The sequence below is a fragment of the Streptomyces sp. SID12501 genome, assembly GCF_010550245.1.
Classification (GTDB): Bacteria; Actinomycetota; Actinomycetes; order Streptomycetales; family Streptomycetaceae; genus Streptomyces.
Map to the genome: position 1 here is coordinate 1 of NZ_JAAGLU010000050.1, position 21,159 is coordinate 21,159.

12 protein-coding genes are annotated in these 21,159 nt (G+C 71.3%); 10 read left to right on the top strand and 2 right to left on the bottom strand.

The window, feature by feature from the left end; genetic code table 11:
• The coding region (locus tag G3I71_RS51770; RefSeq protein ID WP_164322794.1) for an integrase core domain-containing protein at positions 1 to 206 on the top strand (206 nt) is incomplete at its 5' end.
• A gap of 233 nt (positions 207 to 439) precedes the next feature.
• Here G3I71_RS51770 and G3I71_RS39975 read toward each other — a convergent pair.
• The gene (locus G3I71_RS39975) at positions 440 to 1,648 is read right to left on the bottom strand and encodes a nucleotide sugar dehydrogenase (protein WP_164322933.1); all 1,209 of its coding nucleotides are present in this window, start codon (positions 1,646 to 1,648) and stop codon (positions 440 to 442) included.
• Between the two features lie 295 nt (positions 1,649 to 1,943).
• On the opposite strand from G3I71_RS39975, the gene G3I71_RS39980 reads away from it, so the two are divergent.
• The 5 genes from G3I71_RS39980 to G3I71_RS40000 all read left to right on the top strand — a co-directional run bounded on the left by G3I71_RS39980 (position 1,944) and on the right by G3I71_RS40000 (position 12,901).
• On the top strand, positions 1,944 to 3,650 hold the full coding sequence (locus G3I71_RS39980; RefSeq protein ID WP_164322935.1) for a glycerol-3-phosphate dehydrogenase/oxidase: 1,707 nt from the start codon (positions 1,944 to 1,946) through the stop codon (positions 3,648 to 3,650).
• A 379-nt stretch (positions 3,651 to 4,029) separates the two neighbouring features.
• Positions 4,030 to 6,198 carry a serine/threonine-protein kinase gene (locus G3I71_RS39985; RefSeq protein ID WP_164322994.1) on the top strand — a complete coding sequence of 723 codons (2,169 nt, stop codon included), beginning with the start codon at positions 4,030 to 4,032 and terminating at the stop codon, positions 6,196 to 6,198.
• Positions 6,199 to 6,320: 122 nt separating this feature from the next.
• Positions 6,321 to 9,296, top strand: a complete 2,976-nt coding sequence (locus G3I71_RS39990; RefSeq protein ID WP_203732598.1) for a protein kinase — start codon at positions 6,321 to 6,323, stop codon at positions 9,294 to 9,296.
• A 129-nt stretch (positions 9,297 to 9,425) separates the two neighbouring features.
• The gene (locus G3I71_RS39995; RefSeq protein WP_164322998.1) at positions 9,426 to 11,081 is read left to right on the top strand and encodes a serine/threonine-protein kinase; all 1,656 of its coding nucleotides are present in this window, start codon (positions 9,426 to 9,428) and stop codon (positions 11,079 to 11,081) included.
• A 95-nt stretch (positions 11,082 to 11,176) separates the two neighbouring features.
• Positions 11,177 to 12,901, top strand: a complete 1,725-nt coding sequence (locus G3I71_RS40000) for a serine/threonine-protein kinase (protein WP_164322937.1) — start codon at positions 11,177 to 11,179, stop codon at positions 12,899 to 12,901.
• 56 nt (positions 12,902 to 12,957) lie between these two features.
• Here the strand turns inward: G3I71_RS40000 and G3I71_RS40005 are convergent, their stop codons facing one another.
• The gene (locus G3I71_RS40005; RefSeq protein WP_164322939.1) at positions 12,958 to 13,917 is read right to left on the bottom strand and encodes a hypothetical protein; all 960 of its coding nucleotides are present in this window, start codon (positions 13,915 to 13,917) and stop codon (positions 12,958 to 12,960) included.
• A gap of 219 nt (positions 13,918 to 14,136) precedes the next feature.
• On the opposite strand from G3I71_RS40005, the gene G3I71_RS40010 reads away from it, so the two are divergent.
• The 4 genes from G3I71_RS40010 to G3I71_RS40025 all read left to right on the top strand — a co-directional run bounded on the left by G3I71_RS40010 (position 14,137) and on the right by G3I71_RS40025 (position 21,137).
• A complete protein-coding gene (locus tag G3I71_RS40010) occupies positions 14,137 to 15,630 on the top strand; it encodes a diacylglycerol kinase family protein (protein WP_164322941.1) in 1,494 nt (497 codons plus the stop codon).
• On the top strand, positions 15,627 to 17,411 hold the full coding sequence (locus G3I71_RS40015; protein ID WP_164322943.1) for a serine/threonine-protein kinase: 1,785 nt from the start codon (positions 15,627 to 15,629) through the stop codon (positions 17,409 to 17,411). Before G3I71_RS40010 ends, G3I71_RS40015 begins: the two co-directional genes overlap by 4 nt.
• A gap of 213 nt (positions 17,412 to 17,624) precedes the next feature.
• A complete protein-coding gene (locus G3I71_RS40020; protein WP_164322945.1) occupies positions 17,625 to 19,256 on the top strand; it encodes a succinic semialdehyde dehydrogenase in 1,632 nt (543 codons plus the stop codon).
• Between the two features lie 45 nt (positions 19,257 to 19,301).
• Positions 19,302 to 21,137: a GMC family oxidoreductase gene (locus tag G3I71_RS40025; RefSeq protein ID WP_164322947.1), complete on the top strand. Its 1,836-nt coding sequence runs from the start codon at positions 19,302 to 19,304 to the stop codon at positions 21,135 to 21,137.
• Positions 21,138 to 21,159 lie beyond the last annotated feature (22 nt).

The window sequence follows — 21,159 nt, forward strand, 5'->3', positions numbered from 1 at the left end:
CCGGACAGTGCTGGGACAACGCCCTCGCCGAGTCGTTCTTCGCCACCATCAAACGGGAGTTGCTCGACACGAGAACCTGGCTCAACCGGGCCGCGGCCCGCACCGCGATCTTCGACTTTGTCGAGGGCTGGTACAACTTGCACCGACTGCACAGCAGCCTCGGCTACCGCAGTCCCGCCGAATACGAGACCGCACCCGCAGCCTGACCACCACACCAATGGTGTCCGTCAAAGCGGAACAAGCTCAGGAGGAGGTGCCTCTTGTGGACATACGGAAAGTGAGCGGCCACCCCCACGAGAGCTAGGGGTGGACACTCCGTTCACTTTTCAGGAGCCTGCCGCAGTTCCCGCTGTGGTGGGCTCCACCTTTTTGTACGGTACCGGTGCGGAGTGCTGTGTGCCACCGGCTCCAGGGGCTCGGGTCGGTTCCGGGCGCCCCCTCACAACCGATGCGCCGCCCCCGTAGGTGTGGCCCCCCGCGTGTCCAGCAGCAGCTGCGCCTTCACCGACAGGCCCTGGAGGTCGTACGTGCGGTGTTGCTGGAGCAGGATCGTCAGGTCGGCGTCGGCCGCCGCCTCGTAGAGGGAGTCCGCGCGCGGGAGGGGGCGGTCCAGGACGCTCCACGACGGGACGTGGGGGTCGTGGTAGCTGACGGAGGCGCCCAGTTCCATCAGACGGATCGCGATCTCCTGGGCGGGGGAGCCCTGTTGGTCGGCGAGGTCGGGCTTGTAGGTGACGCCCAGGAGCAGTACGCGGGCGCCCCGGGCCGACTTGCCGTGTTCGTTCAGGAGGGTGGCCGCGCGCTGGATGACGTACTGGGGCATGTGGTTGTTGACCTGCTGGGCGAGTTCCACCATGCGGAGGGTGCGGCCGGTGTGGCCGCGCAGGTCCTGGGGGGTGGCGTGGCCGCCGACGCCGGGGCCCGGGCGGAAGGCCTGGAAGCCGAACGGCTTGGTCTCGGCGCAGCGGATGACGTCCCAGAGGTCGACGCCCAGGTCGTGGCAGAGGACGGCCATCTCGTTGACGAGGGCGATGTTGACGTGCCGGAAGTTGGTCTCCAGGAGCTGCACGGTTTCCGCTTCCCGGGGTCCACGCGCGCGTACCACCTTGTCGGTGAGCCGGGCGTAGAAGGCGGCGGCCGATTCGGTGCAGGCCGGGGTGAGGCCGCCGATGACCTTCGGGGTGTTGGCGGGGGTGAAGTCGCGGTTGCCGGGGTCGACACGGCTGGGGGAGTAGGCGAGGTGGAAGTCGCGGCCCGCCTGTAGTCCGGAGCCCTCTTCGAGGAGAGGGCGCAGGAACTCCTCCGTCGTGCCCGGCTGCACGGGCGACTCAAGGATCACCGTGGTGTGCGGGCGCAGGCGGGCCGCGAGGGTGCGGGCGGCGGCCTCCACCTGGCTGAGGTCGAGCGTGCCGTCGGCGCCGCGCGGGGTGGGGGCGCAGATGACGGCGGTGCGTACGCGGCCGAGTTCGGCGGGGCCGACGGCCGTCCGGAAGCCTCCGGAGAGCATCCGGCGCAGCTCGGCGGCGGTCAGGGAACCGGCTTCCGGGCCGGTCTTGTACCCGAGGGTGGGGATGCCGGCGGCGACGGCGGCCTGGGCCAGCGGCAGGCCGAGATGTCCGAGTCCGATGACGGCGAGATCTGCGGGCATGCGTGGGCCGTCCTTCCCAGTAGCCGAAGCGGGACAGGTGCGCAAGCCGTGTGGACAGAACGAGCGAGCGCAATGTCAGACTAGGAGTAAATATGACCGATATGTGTGATTGGGTGCGCGAGTTTCCACAGGTGTTTCTGTGTGGGTTGTCCACAGGCTGGGGGCGGGTGGTGGCCGAAGTCGGGCAACCCGGTCAGAATTCGGGCAGGGGATTCGGGCAGGCGTAGCCGTACGGCGGGACACAGTCAGCCGGCCGTACGGAAGCGGCCGGTGCGACCGACAGCAGGAGGCAGCGATGAGGACAGCGGCACTGGGACCGGCGCAGCGCGCCGAGTCACTGGCAGCAATGGCCGAGCGTGAGCTGGACGTGCTGGTGGTGGGCGCGGGCGTGGTCGGCGCGGGTACCGCCCTCGACTCCGTGACCCGCGGCCTGTCCACGGGCCTGGTGGAGGCCCGTGACTGGGCGTCGGGCACGTCGAGCAGGTCAAGCAAGCTCATCCATGGCGGACTGCGCTATCTGGAGATGCTCGACTTCGCCCTCGTACGGGAGGCGTTGAAGGAACGCGGGCTGTTGCTGGAGCGGCTCGCTCCGCACCTGGTGAAGCCGGTGGCGTTCCTGTATCCGCTTCAGCACCAGGGCTGGGAGCGGCTGTACGCCGGGGCGGGCGTCGCGCTCTACGACGCCATGTCGATGGCCCGCGGGCACGGGCGGGGCCTGCCGCGGCACCGTCACCTGAGCCGCCGTCACGCCCTGCGTGTCGCGCCCGCCCTGAAGAAGGACGCGCTGGTCGGAGCGTTGCAGTATTACGACGCGCAGATGGACGACGCCCGCTTTGTGGCCACCCTGGTGCGCACGGCGGCGGCGTACGGAGCCAAAGTCGCCAACCGCGCGCGGGTGACCGGTTTCCTGCGCGAGGGGGAGCGGGTCGTGGGCGCCCGGGTGCAGGATGTCGAGGGCGGCGGGGAGTACGAGATCCGCGCCCGGCAGATCGTCAACGCCACCGGGGTGTGGACCGACGACACCCAGGGGATGGTCGGCGAGCGCGGCCAGTTTCACGTCCGGGCGTCCAAGGGCATCCATCTGGTCGTGCCCAAGGACCGGATCCACTCGACGACCGGGCTGATCCTGCGCACCGAGAAGTCCGTGCTGTTCGTGATCCCATGGGGCCGGCACTGGATCGTCGGGACGACGGACACCGACTGGGACCTCGACAAGGCCCACCCGGCCGCGTCCAGCGCCGACATCGACTATCTGCTGGAGCACGTGAACTCGGTGCTCGCGGTGCCGTTGACGAGGGACGACGTCCAGGGTGTGTACGCGGGCCTGCGGCCCCTGCTCGCCGGTGAGTCCGATGCCACCAGCAAGCTGTCGCGCGAGCACACCGTGGCGCACCCGGTGCCGGGGCTCGTGGTGGTGGCGGGCGGCAAGTACACGACGTACCGGGTGATGGCGAAGGACGCGGTCGACGCGGCGGTGCACGGCCTCGACCAGCGGGTCGCCGAGTGCGTGACGGAGGATGTGCCGCTGCTGGGCGCCGAGGGCTACCGCGCGCTGTGGAACGCCCGGGCGCGGACTGCCGCGCGCACCGGCCTCCATGTGGTGCGCGTGGAGCACCTGCTGAATCGGTACGGCTCACTGGCGCAGGAGGTCCTCGATCTGATCGCCGCGGACTCCTCGCTCGGCGAGCCCCTGCAGTCGGCGGAGGACTATCTGCGGGCGGAGGTCGTGTACGCGGCCTCGCACGAGGGGGCGCGGCATCTGGACGACGTGCTGACGCGGCGGACCCGGATCTCGATCGAGACGTTCGACCGGGGGACGCGCAGTTCCCGGGAGGCGGCGGAGCTGATGGCGCCCGTTCTCGGCTGGGACAAGGACCAGATCGAGCGTGAGGTCGAGCACTACGACAAGCGGGTGGAGGCGGAGCGTGAGTCGCAGCGGCAGCCCGACGACCTGACGGCGGACGCCGCGCGGCTCGGTGCGCCGGACATCGTGCCGCTCTGACGCCTCCGCAACTCCCGGCCGCGAACCGCTGGTTTCGGACTTGCGGCGTCTTCCCGGCCGCAACTCTCGAACTCCCGAGCGTCACTCGAACGAGTGTCGTGAGCTGGGATCTTTGCTCGGCACCCGTCCGTTCTACGGGGTGCGCGGACAGAACTCGGCGGCGGGCGGGGCCGAGCCGAGGCCGGGGTCCGCGCTCGCGTCCGTGTTCATTCGGGAGGGGGGGAAGACAGTGACAGCAGGTCGGACGGCGGATCACTCGCTTCACGCGGTCTCCCTTCCCACGGGCCGCCGTCCGTCCCGAGGGGCACCCGGGGCATCGGCCGGTTGTCGGGTGAGGGACAATGGAGGCTCTGTCAGGGCGGGTTGCATGAGGGGACGCATGTCGGAGGCGGAGCGGGCGGGAGCATCCCGTCAGGACAGGAGTGAGCGTCTCCTCGCCGGGCGGTACCGGCTGGGAGGAGTCCTCGGCCGCGGCGGCATGGGCACCGTCTGGCGGGCGGAGGACGAGACCCTCGGCCGGACGGTCGCCGTCAAGGAGCTGCGGTTCCCGGGAAGTATCGACGAGGAGGAGAAGCGGCGGCTGATCACGCGGACGCTGCGCGAGGCCAAGGCCATCGCGCGGATCCGCAACAACAGCGCCGTGACCGTCTTCGACGTGGTCGAGGAGGACGACCGGCCGTGGATCGTGATGGAGCTCGTCGAGGGCAAGTCGCTCGCCGAGGTCATCCGTGAGGACGGGCTGCTGGAGCCGAGGCGCGCTGCCGAGGTGGGCCTCGCGATTCTCGACGTGCTCAGGTCCGCGCACCGCGAGGGCATCCTGCATCGCGACGTGAAGCCGTCGAACGTTCTGATGTCGGAGGACGGCCGGGTCGTCCTCACCGACTTCGGTATCGCGCAGGTCGAGGGCGACCCGTCGATCACCTCGACCGGCATGCTCGTCGGCGCTCCCTCCTACATCTCGCCGGAGCGGGCCCGAGGCCACAAGCCCGGCCCGGCTGCCGACCTCTGGTCTCTCGGTGGCCTGCTGTACGCGTCGGTCGAGGGTGTGCCGCCGTACGACAAGGGGTCCGCGATCGCGACGCTGACCGCCGTGATGACGGAGCAGTTGGAGGAGCCGAAGAACGCGGGTCCGCTGAAGGACGTGATCTACGGGCTGCTCACCAAGGATCCCGCCAAGCGGCTCGACGACGCCGGTGCGCGCACGATGCTCAACGCGGTGTTCCACGCGCCCCAGCGCGAGGAGGCCGAGCCGGAGCCGGTGGACGCCACGAAGGTCGTGCCGTTGCCGCCCGTCCCCGACCGGAACAAGCGGGCGGACAAGGCTGAGGAGAGCGGGAGTTCGGCCGACTCGGGCTCCGCGGGCAAGCGGGGCGAGGATGCCGGAGAGCGGTTCCGGGGTGCGTTCCGGTCCGTGAAGAAGGCGGCCGTCGCGGCGGGTGCCGGGGCGGGGGCGGCGGTTCGGACGAAGTCCGCCGACTCCGCTGACTCCGCCGGGGCTACCGGTGCTTCCGGGTCCGGGGGGACCGCGGGGGCTGCGGTCTCCGAGACCGCGGTTTCCGGGAGTGTGGCTTCCGCCGGTGTGGAGGACGACGCTGAGAAGAGCGGCGGTGCGGGGAAATCCGGGAAACCGGCCGGGGGCGCTGCTCAGGGAGCCGTTGTTCCCGGCGCCAGGGACGGTCAGGGCCGGGAAAGTGGGGCTCAGGGGGGTAACGCCGGTACCGGTGGCCGGAGTTCGGGGTGGCCCGTGGTGCCGCCGCCGGATCTGCCGCCTCGGTCGGTGCCCAGGGCGCCGCTCACCGACGTGGTGCCCAAGCGCACGCTGGTGATCATCGCGGTGGTTGTCGCGGTCATCGCGCTCGGCGTGGTGCTGGCCCTCGTGCTTGGGGGCGACGACTCCACCGACAGCTCCGCCGACGGGGCGAAGAGCGGTGGGGGCAAGGTGACGTCAACCTCCTCCGCCTCCGCCGAGACCAAGGAGGACAAGGACGAGGGCACCCGTGCGGACGGTGGGCAGAGCGCCGATGCCACGAAGAGCGCCGAGGCGGGGACCGGCTCGGGCGCCGGAGCGGGCTCGGGGAACTCGGCCAGTGCGTCGGCGAGTGCGTCCGGTGAGTCCGCGGGTGTGTCCACGCACACGAATGGGCAGGGGTTCTCCATCGGACTGCCCGCCGGATGGAAGTACGAGTCCACGGGGGCCGCGGGGGCCAGGTTCGCGGGGCCCGACGGGCAGAAGCTGCTCGTCGGGTGGACCACCATGCCCAAGAGCGATCCCGTGGCGGACTGGAAGAACCAAGAGCAGTACATGACGCGTTCGCAGTACGACCGGATCCGAATAGAGAAGGTGGACTACCGCGGCTGGAACACGGCCGACTGGGAGTTCACCTACACGGAGGGCGGGACGGAGTACCGGTCGGTGGACCGGGGGTTCGTCGTCGACGACCAACTCGGATATGGGCTCATGTACACGGCGAAAGCGTCGAATTGGGACAGTGAGCTGCGCAAGGAGACATGGCGGACCTTCACGGAGACGTTCGAGCCGAAATCGTGATGCCCGCGCTTCCGAGTTGAGGCCGTCAGATCTCGAATCCCCTCTTTGCGAATTGCCTCCGGCACGTATCGTGAGTGGTTGCGGACCGTACGCATGCAGAACGGGACGTATGGCGAACGGAAATGAGCAGCTGGAGCAGCCGGACGGTCGGGGGAGGCATCGTGGAGGAATATGCGGGGCGGGTACTCGCCGACCGCTACCGCCTGCCGCTGCCGTCGTCCGATGAGTTCGAACAGTCCGAGACTCGGGCCTACGACACGTACAGCGGGCAGGAAGTCCTGGTCAGGCAGGTGCCGTTGCCCGAGGTCGTCGAGGCCGAGGTGCTCGACGCGGACGGGCTGCCGGACGGTTTCGTGGCGAGGGACGGGCGTCGGGCGCGAGGCGCCGCTGATCGGTCCGCGGCGACCCGCCGCCCCAGCGATCCGACCGTACGGCGTGCCATCGAGGCCGCGCAGGCCGCCGCGTCCATCCCTGATCACCCACGGCTCGACCAGGTCTTCGACGTGTTCGCGCAGGGCGGCTCGCTGTGGATAGTGAGTGAACTGGTGCCGGCCCGGTCACTGGAGTCGCTGCTCGCCGAGAAGCCGCTGACGCCGTACCGCGCGGCCGAGGTCGCCGCCGACGTCCTCATGGCGCTGCGGGTGCTGCACGCCCACGGCTGGGTGCACCGCAACATCACCGAGCGCACGGTGCTCGTCTGCGACGACGGGCGCGTGATGCTCACCGGGCTGGCGGCCGGGGCGGCGGAAGAGGCGCTGTGCGGGTACGACCCGGTACCCGGCCGGGATACGCCGGGGACGGCCGGTGGCCCGGAGGACGCGAAGGCCATAAGGGGCGCGAGCACGGCAGTTGGCACCCCGGGGGTCGGCGGTCGTAGCGGTGGCGGTGCGGGTCACTCCGGCGGGGGCGGGAGTTACGGGGTTGCCGGGGGGACGTTCGCCGGGGATTCCGGGGTGGACCCGGAGGCTGCCCGGCGTGCCGCCGTCGAAGCGCGGACCGGTCCGGGCTCGGCGGGCGGTCGCGGTGGGTACGGGCAGTCGGCGGGTGGGCCGGGCGTGGCGAGGCCGCAGGGCCTGACCGGCGGTGGGGTCGGCGGTCCGGGTCATCCCGGCGGGACTTACGGGGTTGCCGGGGGGACGTTCGCCGGGGATTCGGGGGCGGATCCCGAGGCTGCCCGGCGTGCCGCCATTGAGGCGCGGAGTGGTGGAGGGGTGCCCGGGGCGGGCGTCGAGGGGCGCGACTCGGGCGCCGCCGGCGGTGAGCAGCGGGCGTTGGAGACCGGCGGGGACATTCGGGCGGCGCGGGCCGGGGCGATCGCCGCGTATCGGGCCGGAGCGCGTGCCGCGGCCAGGGTCCAGGAGGCCGAGCAGAGCGGGCGCACCGCGCTGCCCGGCGCCCGGCCCTCGATCGAGGCGGCCGGTGATACCGGTGGCGGCGCGTACGGCACCGGTGCGGAGCGCGGTCCGGCCACTCCGCCTCCGGGGCAGATCGCCGACCCCTACGGCGTGCGCAACGCGACCGCCTGGCGCGGTGCCGCCGCCCCCGTGACCGGGGTTGCCGGGCAGATCGGGCCGCAGGCCGGGCACACCGGACAGGCGCGTACAGCTCTGTCCTCCGGAGGAAGCGGCGCCGCGACGAGCGGGGTCGCCGACAGCATTCCGCAGCAGCAGCAGCAGCAGCCCGGCTCGGCCACTCACACCCACGCCCACCCCCAGGACCAGCCCCCGCCGGCCGACCGCGCACCCGGCCGGCCGCCGGGCCATTGGGACGAGACGGCCGTCGCCGATGCCCCCAGGCGGGGGCCGGCCACCGCGCTGGCCGCCGAGCGGGCGCGGCAGGCACGGATGTCTGTCGTCGGGGCGGTGACCGAGCGTTGGGCGCCGGAACAGGCCGGGCCCGTGCACGAGAACTGGCAGCTGGCCGCGCCCATCGGTCCCGCGACCGACCTGTGGGCGCTCGGCGCGCTGCTCTTCAGGGCCGTACAGGGGCATGCGCCCTACCCCGAGGAGTCGACGGCCGAGCTGGTGCAGCTGGTGTGCGCCGAGCCGCCCGCTTTCGCCGAGGAGTGCGGGCCGCTCAGGCCCGTCGTGGAGTCGCTGCTGCGCCAGGACCCCACCGAGCGGCTCGACTTCGAGGAGCTGAACGGCTGGCTGCGCTCACTCGTCCGGTCGGCGCCCGAGCCGGAAGCCGGTGCGCACGTCGTCGCCGCGCCGCCCACCGATCCGCGCCGGCTGCCGATCGTGCGGCGCCGGGGCGAGCTGGTGCGCAGGCGCAGGGCAGGGCTGCCCGCGACGGGTCCGCACGGTCGGCACAAGCGGGCCAGGCAGGAGCAGCGGGCGCCGCGCAAGCTGGGCCGCAACCTGCTCCTCCTGATACTGCTCGTGCTGGCCGCGGCGATCGCGTACGCCATGTTCTTCATGCCGAAGTCCGGCAACGACGGAGCACAGGACGGCGAGCGGACCGGTTCCGCCGGAGAGGTGAGCACGGCGCCGGAGCAGTCGGCCGACACCCCGGACGCGAGCAGCGAACCGCGACCCGAGCAGACCTCGCCCGGAGGCGGGAAGGGCAACAGCGCCTCCCCGTCGGCCAATTCGTCTTCTTCTTCTTCTTCGTCCGAGACGCCGTCCGGCACCGGGCCCGATGCCGCCGCCGGCTTCACCGTGCGCACCGACCCCGCGGGCTTCCGCGTCGCCGTCGCCGACGGCTGGGACCGGGCGGGCAAGAACGGGCGCGGCCAAGTCGTCTACTCGCACGGCTCGTTCCAGCTCATCGTCGTACCGGGCCGGGACACCACCAAGGCGTACGGCGCCGACCCGATGGCGTACCAGCGGGAGCGGGAGTACGAGTTGCAGCCGTTCCGAGACTCGACCTGGGCCACATCCAGCGGGATGCGGACCATCGAGGTGGGCGGACGGACCATGGCCGAGGGGCAGTTCACCTGGCAGAACAGCTCCGGCAGCGAGGTGTTCGTACGCAATCTCGCGATCGTCGTCGACGGCCGGTACCACGTGGTTCAGGTGCGTGGGCCGGAGGCCGAGCGGGACGAGGTGACCCGTCTGTACGAGCAGGCTGCGGCGACCTATCAGCCCACCGGCTGACCTCGAGGTCCGGCCGGACGGGCAGAACCGTCACAGTGCTGTCCCCGTAGGGCCCCCTGCGGTTCCCTCAGGCGTGGGCGCTCCTTAGTCTTGCCCCTGACAAGACCATTGCGGGGAAACGTGAATCAGATGCAGGGTCAGCTCCTCGCGGGCCGCTACCGGCTCGTCGACGTCATCGGCAGCGGTGGAATGGGGCGGGTGTGGCGTGCGCACGACGAGCTGCTGCACCGTGCCGTCGCCATCAAGGAGTTGACGGCCGCGCTGTACGTGTCCGAGAGCGAGCAGGCCGTCCTGCTCGCCCGTACGCGGGCCGAGGCGCGCGCGGCGGCGCGGATCAACCACTCCGCCGTCGTCACCCTGCACGACGTGCTCGACCACGACGGCCGGCCGTGGATCGTGATGGAACTCGTCGAGGGCAACTCGCTGGCCGACGAGGTCAAGGAGGTCGGGCGCGTCGAGCCGCGCGAGGCCGCCCGGATCGGCCTGTGGGTGCTGCGCGCGCTGACCGCCGCGCACGCCGCCGGCGTACTGCACCGGGACGTCAAGCCCGGCAACGTCCTCCTCTCCCAGGACGGCCGCGTCCTGCTCACCGACTTCGGCATAGCCCAGGTCGAGGGGGACACGACCATCACCCGTACGGGAGAGATCGTCGGGTCGGTCGACTACCTCGCTCCGGAACGGCTGCGAGGCGAGGACCCCGGACCGTCCTCCGACCTGTGGGCGCTCGGCGCCACGCTGTACACGGCCGTCGAGGGCAGGTCGCCGTTCCGCCGCACCTCCCCGCTCACCACCATGCAGGCGGTCGTCGAGGACGAGCCCACCGAGCCGCGGTACGCCGGTCCGCTCGGGCCCGTCATCACGGCCCTGCTGCTGAAGGATCCCGCCGTACGGCCCGGAGCGGCCGAGGCCGAGCAGATGCTCGCGGAGGCGGCGGAGGGGCGGCGGCCCCGCGCGGCCCAGCAGTTCGTGCCGACGCAGCACGTCGGGCCGGTGCGGGCACCCGCGGAGGGAGAGGTCGGGACCTTCCGGATAGGCGGGGCGACAGCGGGAGCGGCAGGGCCAGGGGCAGTCGGCTCCGACACGCCGCAGCAGGGGGTCGCCGTCGCTCCTCCCGCCCCGGGCCGGCCGCGCCGCCGGGGTCGCACGATCGCCCTCGTCGCCGCGCTGGTCGTGCTCGTCGGCGGGGGCGGAGCGGTCGCGCTGCACCAGTGGAACCAGCGGAACCAGGGGCTGGGGACGGCCGGTTCCGCCTCCTCGGCCACTCCGTCCGCCAGCGCCTCTGCCTCCAGCTCCGCCTCTGCCACTCCTTCCGCCGTCGCCCCCTCCGTGGCGAAAGGCTGGGTGCGGGTCGACGATCCGGCCGGTTTCAGCCTCCCGCTGCCCGAGGGGTGGACGCGGAAGGAGGAGAATGGGCAGATCGACTACTCGCCCGACGGCGGCGAGCACTTCCTGCGTATCGCCATCGACGAGTCCCCGGACTTCGACGACCCCTACCTCCACCAGCTCGACCTGGAACGGCAGCTCAAGCGGCTCAGCGAGTACCGGACGGTGAGCCTGGAGCCGAACGTCTACCGCGACCGCAAGGGCGCGATCTGGGACTTCACCTGGACGGCCCTGGCCAAGGACTCGGAGTTCCCGGGGCCGCGGCGGGCCATCGAGCAGGCGTATCTCGGTCTGGACGGAGCCGAGTACGTGATCTACATGTCCGCCCCGGCGGCCGACTGGGCGACCGCGAGGGAGCAGTTCGCAACGGTACTGCGAGGGTGGCGGCCGAAGTCCGGCTGACCGTCCCCTGCCCGGGAGGCCTGGTAGGGCGGTTGTCGGTCATCCGCCGCTCACCGTCCCGGAGGCCCGTTCTCCGGTGCGGCATGATGAGGCCCATGGGGACAGAGGGGGAGAGCTTCCGACTGATCGCCGGGCGGTACCGCCTGGAGGCGAGGCTCGGCCGGGGCGGTATGGGCGTCGTGTGGCGGGCGACCGACCAGTTGCTCGAACGGCGGGTCGCGGTCAAGGAACTGACGCCGGACACCTCCCTCGCGACGGACGAGGCCCGGCTGCGGCGCGAGCGCACGCTGCGCGAGGCGCGCGCGGTCGCCCAGTTGCAGCACCCGCACATCATCGTCGTGCACGACGTCGTCGAGGACGACGAACGCCCGTACATCGTCATGGAGTTGATCGACGGCGGCTCGCTCGCCGACCGGATCTCCCAGCGCGGCCCCGTCGACGCCGACGAGGCCGCCCGGATCGGTATCGCCCTGCTCGGTGCCCTGGGTACGGCCCATGCCGCCGGTGTCCTGCACCGGGACGTCAAGCCCGCGAACGTGCTCCTCGAGGACGGCACCGACCGGATCGTCCTCACCGACTTCGGTATCGCCCAGGTCGCGGGCGCGACCACGCTCACCGAGAGCGGCTCGTTCGTCGGCTCGCCCGAGTACACCGCGCCCGAGCGGATGTCCGGGGTCAGAACCGGGCCGGAGTCCGACCTGTGGTCGCTCGGCGCGCTGCTCTGCACGGCCCTGAGCGGCGAATCACCGTTCCGGCGCGACTCGTTGGGCGGCATCCTGCACGCCGTCGTGATCGACGAGGTACGGCCACCGGCACAGGCCGCGCCGCTCCTGCCCGTCGTACGGGGCCTCCTGGAACGCGATCCGGAGCGGCGCCTCGACGCGGCGGAGGCGGAACGGATGCTGCGGGCGTTCCGGACGACCGGGCGTACGCCGAGACTGTCGGCCGCGTACACACCGGGCCGGCAGCAGACTCAGCGGCGCGAGGAATCCGGCGGCAGGGTGTCGACGCCGACGGTCTCTCTCCGTAAGCCGTCCTCCCGTACGGCCTCCTCCGGTACGTCGGACCAGCCGCCGCGACCCTCGGGGCGGGCCGTACTCATTTCCGCGGTGCTGGTCGCGGCGCTGGCCGGGGCGGGGGTGTCCGCGGCGGCACTGCTGATGAACTCGGGTGACGGCGGGGGCGGCACGCCGAAGGACACGGCGTCAGCGGCACCGACGGTGCCGGCCACTGTGTCGGGGGCGACGGAGGTGTCGCCCAGCAGGACGGGGGTGTCGCCCGGTACGGCAGAGGTGTCGCCCGGTACGACGACGGTGTCGCCCGGTACGGCGGAGGGATCGCCGGGTACAGCCGCGCCGTCGGTTTCCTCCCCGACCGCTCCCTCCGGCTACCGCCTCGCCCACGACCCCCGCGGTTTCTCACTCGCGGTTCCGGACGGCTTCACGCGTTCGGAGCAGACGGAGCGAGTCTTCTATCTCTCGCCGGGAGAGACTTTCCGCCTCGGGATCAAGATCCTCGACCCCCAACCGGGTGGCCCGCTAGCGGTGATGGAGCGGGCGGACGCCAACGGGGCCTCCGCGAACCCGGGTTACCGCGACGGGCGGGTCACCGAGACCGTGCACGCCCAACAGGCCGCCGCGCTATGGGAGTTCACGTGGGACGGCTTCAGTGCGGCCGAGGGGCCACGGCACACCTACGACCTGTGCTGGGAGGAGGGCGGACGGATGTACGACGTGTGGGTGTCGGCGCCCGTAGGCAAGGTGCGGGAGGCGAAGGAGTATTTCGATGTCGCCCTGGACACCTTCGTCGCGGGCGGCTGACCGGAAAAAGAAGAAGAAAAAGAAGAAGGCGAAGGGAAGGTGACAGGGTGGCGATTTCAGAGACGTGCAGCCGCCCTGACAAGTCCTCTTGCCCCGGTCCGGCCCACCCGTAGGGCGAACCCGCCGCCGGGACGGGAAACCGCCTTCGCGTGCCAAAGCCCGTTCCGGCGCCACCACTTGGCCGCCCGCAGCCCCTTCGACAGCTGCGGCAAAGGCAACACCCTTTCCCCGAGCCGGAGTTCACCGCTCCACACGCCTGGACCGAGCTCGGCGACGGGTATGTGAACCGTGAACTGCTCGCCGTGCGGGGGCCGTACGGCGGTGAAGACCGCCGTGGCGTCCGGGTCCTCCTCGTTGCGCAGGTGCACGGTCAGCGCCCCGCGCGGGTACGCGCCGAGCGTGCAGCGGCCGGTTATCAGCAGCTCGGTGGGCCGGCCGGCGTGCCAGCGGACGTCCCCGAACGCGATCCGCTTCAGCACCGGGTGCTTCCGCTCGCCGAGGTCGATCGTGTAGTTGCCGTACGGGACGGTGGTGTAGAGGGTGACGGCACGCCGACCGCGTACGGTCTCCGTGATCCGTACGTCGGGACGGCCGGGCAGCCGGTCGGCCCGGCTGCTGCCTATGCGCACCTCGCGCGTGAGCCCCTGGGCGCCGACGGCCAGGGAGATGTCCCACAGCCCGTCGTCCAGGGGTGATCCGTCGGCCACGGAGTCGATGTCGAAGGCGGCCTCGAACCCGGCCTTCTCGTACGAGTACCGCCCCTCGTCCTCCTCGGCGCCGATGCACGGGGACGCGGTGTGGGTGACGGGCAACCGGTACTCGGCTCTCGACTCCCGCTCACGCAGGACGAGTTCGGTGGTGACGTCGTGCATCTCGACCTGGTGGAGATACGCGTAGCCGGCCAACCGCACCCGGGTGCCCCGCAGTTCGGCCCGCGAGACGTGATGCCGTATCCCTGTCCCTGTCCCTATCTCTGATTCCTGCTGTCTCAGAGAATTCGTTTCGGGCACGGTCATCGTCACGTTCTCCAAACAGTGCGAAGTGTGAAGTGCGAATGCGCGCGCCGATGTCGGGTGTGCGTGGCGACTGGGTCGTGAAGATACCGTGACCTGATCGTGTCTTCAAGGTAAGAGCGCCGTGATCATCCTGCTCGACGAGGTGAGCCGGGTCACCCTTGAATCCCGCTTTGTTCCGCCTGTGAGCAGGCTGAATGCGAACTCTGCTAGAACGTCGGCATGGACATCGGTACCGGCGTGAACAACGAGCTGTTCGGGCGTGCGCATGCCCGGCAGCGCTGGGCTGCGCGCGGTGCGCTCGGAGCCGCCGGGCTGGCCGTGCTGCTGCCGATCGGCTACGCGGGCATGGGCAGCCTGCTGCTCGCGGTGGTCGGTGTGGGCGGGGCCGTGCTCACCGCCTCCGGGCTGTGGTGGGCGCTCGCCCGGCGCGGCCTCGTGCGGGGCGTGGGGGCGGTCCTTGCCGTCGCCACCCCCGTTGCCGTCGTCGCCCTCTTCGCCGCCGCCAACCTGCTGGGGCCGGCCATCGCCTCCCTCGCCCTCTGGGGCGCCGCCGTGTGGGCCGGAAAATTCGCGCTGAGCAGCACCAGGTCCCATGTCCTGCCGGTCCTCGAATACGAGTCGCCCGCGCCTCTGCGGCCCTTTCTCCTCATGAACCCGCGCTCCGGTGACGGAAAGGTCGAGCGTTTCCGGCTGCGTGAGAAGGCGGAGCTGCTCGGCGCCCGTGTCCACCTGATCGACCCCGACAAACCCGAGCCCGAGGATGTCGTCGCACTGGCCCGGGAGGCGGTCGCGGCGGGCGCGGATCTCCTCGGCGTGGCCGGCGGCGACGGCACCCAGGCCCTCGTCGCGGGCGTCGCCGTCGAACACGGCCTGCCCTTCCTGGTCGTGTCCGCCGGTACGCGCAACCACTTCGCCATGGACCTCGGCCTCGACCGCGACGACCCGGCGGCCTGCCTCGACGCCCTCACGGACGCGGGCGGAGTGGAGTTGAAGGTGGACCTGGGCTTCCTCGACAGCGGCGCCGACAGCGCGGACGGCGGCGGTACGGCGAACAGCCGCCCCTTCGTCAACAACGCCTCCTTCGGCGCGTACGCCTCGATCGTGCAGAGCCCCGCCTACCGCGACGACAAGGTCGGCACCACCCTGGGGCTGCTGCCCGAGCTGCTCACGTTCGAACGCGGCCCGACGCTGACCGCGCGGGCGTATCCGCACGGGCGGACACAGCCGGGGGAGACGGTCATCCACGCACCGCAGGCCGTGCTGGTCAGCAACAACCGCTACCGCATGGACGAGCTCGTCGGCCTCGGCCGCCGCGAGCGCCTGGACGCCGGTGTTCTCGGCGTGCTCGGCATCAAGGTCGAGGACGCGGCACAGGCCGCCGAACTGCTGCTCGGCCGGTACGCCACCGGCATGACCGTCGTCACCGCCCACGAGGTCGTCGTCGACGCGGACCTGCCCGAGATCGAGGTCGGTCTCGACGGCGAGGCCCTCGTCCTGCCCACCCCCGTCCGCTGCCGCGTCGAACCGCGCGCCCTGCGCGTCCGCGTCCCCCGTAACCGGCCCGGTGTGCCCGCTCCGACGCCCCCCATGGACTGGCGGCGGCTGCGCAAACTGGCGGCGACGGTCGGACGTACGGCACTGCCCCGTCGTACGACGGACGCCCTGAACCGGCGTCGACAAGCATCGGGCCCGCAGGGTAGGGATGGGACATGAGCAACGGCGGGGACGGCGGCGCGCACCAGGGTGCGGGGAACCGGAACGGGGGCGGCAAAGGTGGCGAGGGGCGGCTGGTCGGTGGCCGGTACCGGCTGACCGAGCGCATCGGTTCCGGCGGCATGGGCACCGTGTGGCGGGCCCAGGACGAACTCGTCGAGCGTGAGGTCGCCGTCAAGCAGCCGAGGCTGCCCGGGGACCCGCAGGACGCCGCCCATCAGCGGATCGCCCACCGTCTCCACCGGGAGGCGCGGGCCGCCGCGCGTGTCGACCATCCCTCGGCCGTCTCCGTCCACGATGTCGTCGTCGAGGACGGACTCCCCTGGATCGTCATGGAGTTGGTGCGCGGTGAGTCGCTGCACGAGGTGCTCCAGCGTGGCGCCCTCAAGCCCGCCGAGTCCGCGCGCATCGGCCTCGCGGTGGTCGGCGCGCTGCGCGCCGCGCATTCCGTAGGGATCGTGCACCGGGACGTGAAACCCGCCAACGTGCTGCTCGGACAGCACGGCCGGGTCGTCCTCACCGACTTCGGCATCGCCCACATCATGGGCGAGGAATCCCTCACGATGAGCGGGGAGTTCGTCGGCTCCCTCGAGTTCATCGCACCCGAGCGCATGTCCGGCCGGGGCGCCGGACCACCCTCCGACCTGTGGTCGCTCGGCGTACTCCTGTACGCGGCCGTCGAGGGCTGGTCCCCCTTCCGCCGTACGACCGTGGAGTCCACGCTCGCCGCGATTCTCGCCGCCGAACCGGTCGAGCCCCAACAGGCGGGCCCGCTCGGCCCGTTGCTCGTACGGATGCTGATGAAGGACCCCGCCGGGCGCCCCGACGCGGACGAGGTCACCGCGGCCCTGGAGGCGGTCTCCAAGGGCTGGCCGCTGCCGAAGGCGCCGGAGCGCGTCGAATTGACGAAGGCTCAGGAACCTTCGGGCATAAGGGAGTTCACGGACGACGTGGGGACGGTACGGCTGAAGGCCGAGGGCGAGGGCGGGACACCCAAGTCCGCGCCCGCCTCCGTATCCGAGTCCGCCTCTGCTTCCGGGCCCGAGACAGCCGTACCCGGCGCATCGGCACCCGAGGTCCCCGTCCCCGTGCCCAGGCCCTCGCCCGAGACGCGCGCCGCCTCGCTGCCCGCCCCGAAGCCGTCGCGTCTCCGCCGCCCCCTGCGCGTGGCCCTCGCGGTCCTGGCCGGTGCCGTCGTGCTCCTGGCCGTGGGTGTGGTGTTCGCGGGGACGGTCGTCGAGACCAGCGGCGAGGACGCGTCGGTCTCGGTGGGGGAGTCGGGCGGCACGCCGGACGTCGTACCTTCGGAGGTCCTCCCCACCCTCGACAACTGGTTGGCCAACGACGAGAAGGACCTGAAGGCGGTCCTCGCCCTGCCCCGCCAGTACGTCCGTTTCCACCAGCAGGGCGACGCCGTCGACCAGCCCCGGATGGCGATCTACGACAACGACGAGGCCATCCAGGTCCGCCTCACCCTGTGGGACAAGGCGCCCCGCTCGCCCCTGGGTCAGGCGAAGAAGGCGGCCGAGATCTGGTCGGGGTACGGCGAGTCGACCACCCGGTACACCGACACCACCGTCGACGGCTACGAGGCCGTCCAGGCCGACACCGCGTACGACACCGAGGGCAGGCTCGTCCGGGTCATGCAGGTGGAGATCCTGGCCGACGACGGCAGGCTGTACGAGCTGCGCGTCGACATGCCCAAGGGGACGCCGGACGAGAAGCGGGGGATGGACGTCTTCAAGGGGGCGCGCGACCGGCTCGAAATCGACAGGAAGTGACTCCCGGTCGGCCACCGGCCGAGAAAAAGTGACGCAACCCGCTGTCCTCGGCTGTCTCCGGCCGAGCGCGCGACGACCAACGCCCTGATCAGCGGATTCGTTGCCAGTGCTCACTGGCGGCATGCCGCTGGGAGCCGACACCTTGTGCGTAGACGGTGAATCCGGGTTACCCATGGGTACCCAAAGCCTCCGCGCCGTCATACTCTGCGGCTCATGACGGACTCGCAGGCCCCGGTAAAGCCCGGCACCGACGCCCCCACCGGTACGAACCCCCTGGCACCCGCGCCCACAGGCGCCCGCACCGCCGCCGACGTGGTCACCCCCGAGCTGGTCGCCCAGCTCACCAAGGGTGTCGTCGGCTCCGGTCGCACCGCCAACCACACCCCGTTCACCGGCGAGAAGCTGGCCGACCTGCCCGAGTCCACTCCCGAGGACGTGGAGAAGGCGTACGAGCGGGCCCGCGTCGCCCAGGCCGTCTGGGAGCAGACCCCGGTACGGCAGCGCGCGGCCGTGCTGCTGCGCTTCCACGACCTGGTGCTGGCCCGCCAGGCCGAGGTGCTCGACCTCATCCAGCTGGAGACCGGCAAGGCCCGCCTGCACGCCCACGAGGAGGTCCAGGCCGTCGCCGTGGCCGCCCGCCACTACGGCCGCATGGCGCCCAAGTACCTGAAGCCGAAGCGGCACGCGGGCGCGATGCCCACCCTCACCAAGGTCACCGAACTGCGCCACCCGCGCGGGGTGGTCGGCCAGATCGCCCCCTGGAACTACCCGCTGGAGCTGTCGGTCGGCGACGCGATCCCGGCCTTCGTCGCGGGCAACGCCGTAGTGATGAAGCCGGACACGGAGACCTGCCTGACAGCCCTGTGGGCCCGGGACCTGCTCATCGAGGCCGGTCTGCCCGCCGATGTCTTCCAGGTCGTCCTCGGCGAGGGCCCGGTCATCGGCCCCGAGGTCGTCCGGCACGCCGACTACGTCTCCTTCACCGGTTCCACCCGCACCGGCCGCGAGGTCGCGCAGGGCGCCGCCGCGCGCCTGGTCGGCGTGTCGCTCGAACTCGGCGGCAAGAACGCCATGTTGGTCCTGGAGGACGCTGACATCGAGAAGGCGGCAGCGGGCGCGGTCCGGGCCTGTTTCTCCTCGGCCGGCCAACTCTGCATCTCCATCGAGCGGTTGTACGTCCACGAGTCGATCGCGGACGCGTTCGTCGAGCGTTTCGCGGCCCGTACGAAGGCGATGCGGCTCGGCAAGTCCCTGGCGTACGGCGCCGACATGGGCTCGCTGGTCGGCGAACGCCAGCTGGAGACGGTGACGAAGCACGTCGACGAGGCGGTCGCGAAGGGCGCGAAGGTCCTCGCGGGCGGCACGGCCCGCCCGGACATCGGCCCGTACTTCTACGAGCCGACCATCCTCGACGGCGTCGAGACCCCGATGGCCGTCTGCTCGGAGGAGACCTTCGGCCCGGTCGTCTCGATCTACCGCTTCACGACGGACGACGAGGCGGTGTCCCTCGCCAACTCCACGCCGTACGGGCTGAATGCCTCGGTCTGGACGAAGAGTGCCGCCCGTGGCCGCGCCGTCGCGGCCCGCGTGCGCTGCGGCACGGTCAACGTCAACGAGGGCTACGCGGCCGCGTACGGCAGCGTCCAGTCCCCCATGGGCGGCATGAAGGAATCCGGCCTCGGTCGCCGCCACGGCTCCGAGGGCATCCTCAAGTACACCGAGGCCCAGACGATCGCCCAGCAGCGCCTGCTGCCGCTGGCCCCGGCCCTGGGCATGGACGACGAGAAGTACGCGGAGTTCATGAGCAGGAGCCTGAGGGTGATGAAGGCGCTGCGGCTGCGGTAACACGACGGCTGCACAGGCAAGTTCTGTTCTCAACGAGGAGAGCAAGTGTCGTACGAAAGCGATCACGACTCCGACCACGACTCCAGTTACGCCTATGACTACGACGTCCTCGTCGTCGGCTCCGGCTTCGGCGGTTCCGTCACCGCCCTGCGCCTGACCGAGAAGGGGTACCGGGTCGGCGTACTGGAGGCGGGCCGCCGCTTCACGCGCGACACGCTCCCCAGGAACTCCTGGGACCTGAAGAACTACCTCTGGGCGCCCAGGCTCGGTATGTACGGCATCCAGCGCATCCATCTGCTGGGCAACGTGATGGTGTTGGCGGGCGCGGGTGTCGGCGGCGGTTCGCTGAACTACGCCAACACCCTCTACGTACCGCCGAAGCCGTTCTTCGAGGACCCCCAGTGGCGTGACATCACGGACTGGCAAGGGGAGTTGAGCCCTTATTACGACCAGGCCCGGCGCATGCTCGGCGTACGGCTCAACCCGACGATGACCCCGTCCGACGTCCACCTGAAGGCGGCGGCCGAGCGGATGGGCGTCGGTGACACCTTCCATCTGGCGCCGGTGGGCGTCTTCTTCGGGGACGGCGCGGACGGAGAGGGCGGGGAGAGCGCGGTGAAGGCGGCGCCGGGGGAGCAGGCCCCGGACCCCTACTTCGGTGGCGCCGGGCCCACGCGCAAGGCGTGCACCGAGTGCGGGGAGTGCATGACGGGCTGCCGGCACGGCGCGAAGAACACCCTCAACGAGAACTACCTCTACCTGGCCGAGAAGGCGGGCGCGGTCGTCCACCCCCTGACCACGGTCGTGTCGGTCACGGACGACTCACGCGGCGGCTACGCGGTCGCCACGCTTCCGACCGACAGGACCAGCAGGACCGACCGGAAGAAGGGCGGGGGACGCACCCTCACGGCCCGCCGCGTGGTCCTGGCTGCCGGTACGTACGGCACCCAGACCCTGCTGCACCGGATGAAGGCGGGCGGCCAACTCCCCTACCTCTCCGATCGGTTGGGTGAGCTGACCCGTACCAACTCGGAGGCGCTGGTCGGCGCCCAGACCGACGACCGCCGCTATCGCAGGGCGACCGGCGAGGCCAAGGTCGACTTCACGCGCGGAGTCGCCATCACGTCCTCCATCCACCCCGACGAGAACACCCACGTCGAACCCGTCCGCTACGGCAAGGGCTCGAACTCGATGGGTGGCCTGTCGATCCTCCAAGTCCCGTACGCGGAAGGGTCGTCGAGGGCCCTGGGCTGGCTGGCGAACGCCGCCCGCCACCCCCTCCTGGTCCTCCGCTCGATCTCCAACCGCCACTGGTCGGAACGGACCATCATCGGCCTGGTGATGCAGTCCCTGGACAACTCCCTGACCACTTATCTGAAGCCGAAGGGCGCGGGCAAAGGGCTGTTGACGGCCCGTCAGGGTCACGGCTCGCCCAACCCCAAGCAGATCAGGGCGGCGACGGAGAGCGCGTCGGCGATCGCCGCGGAGATCAACGGCTTCGCCGGCAGCAACGTGGGCGAACTGATGGGCATGCCGCTGACCGCCCACTTCCTCGGCGGCTGTCCGATCGGCGACTCACGGGAGACGGGCGTGATCGACCCGTACCACCGCCTGTACGGCCACCCGGGCATCTCGGTGGTCGACGGCGCCGCGGTCTCCGCGAACCTGGGCGTCAACCCGTCCCTCACGATCACCGCCCAGGCCGAACGCGCGATGTCGTACTGGCCGAACAACGGCGAGACGGACCCGCGTCCGGCCCAGGGCACCGCGTACGAGCGTCTGCAGCCGGTCGAACCGAAGGCACCGGCGGTCCCGGCGGAGGCGTTCGGCGCGCTGAGGCTGCCGTTCCTGGGGATGCCGACGGTGCCGAAGAAGAAGTAGCGGACGGACACCGGACCGGCCG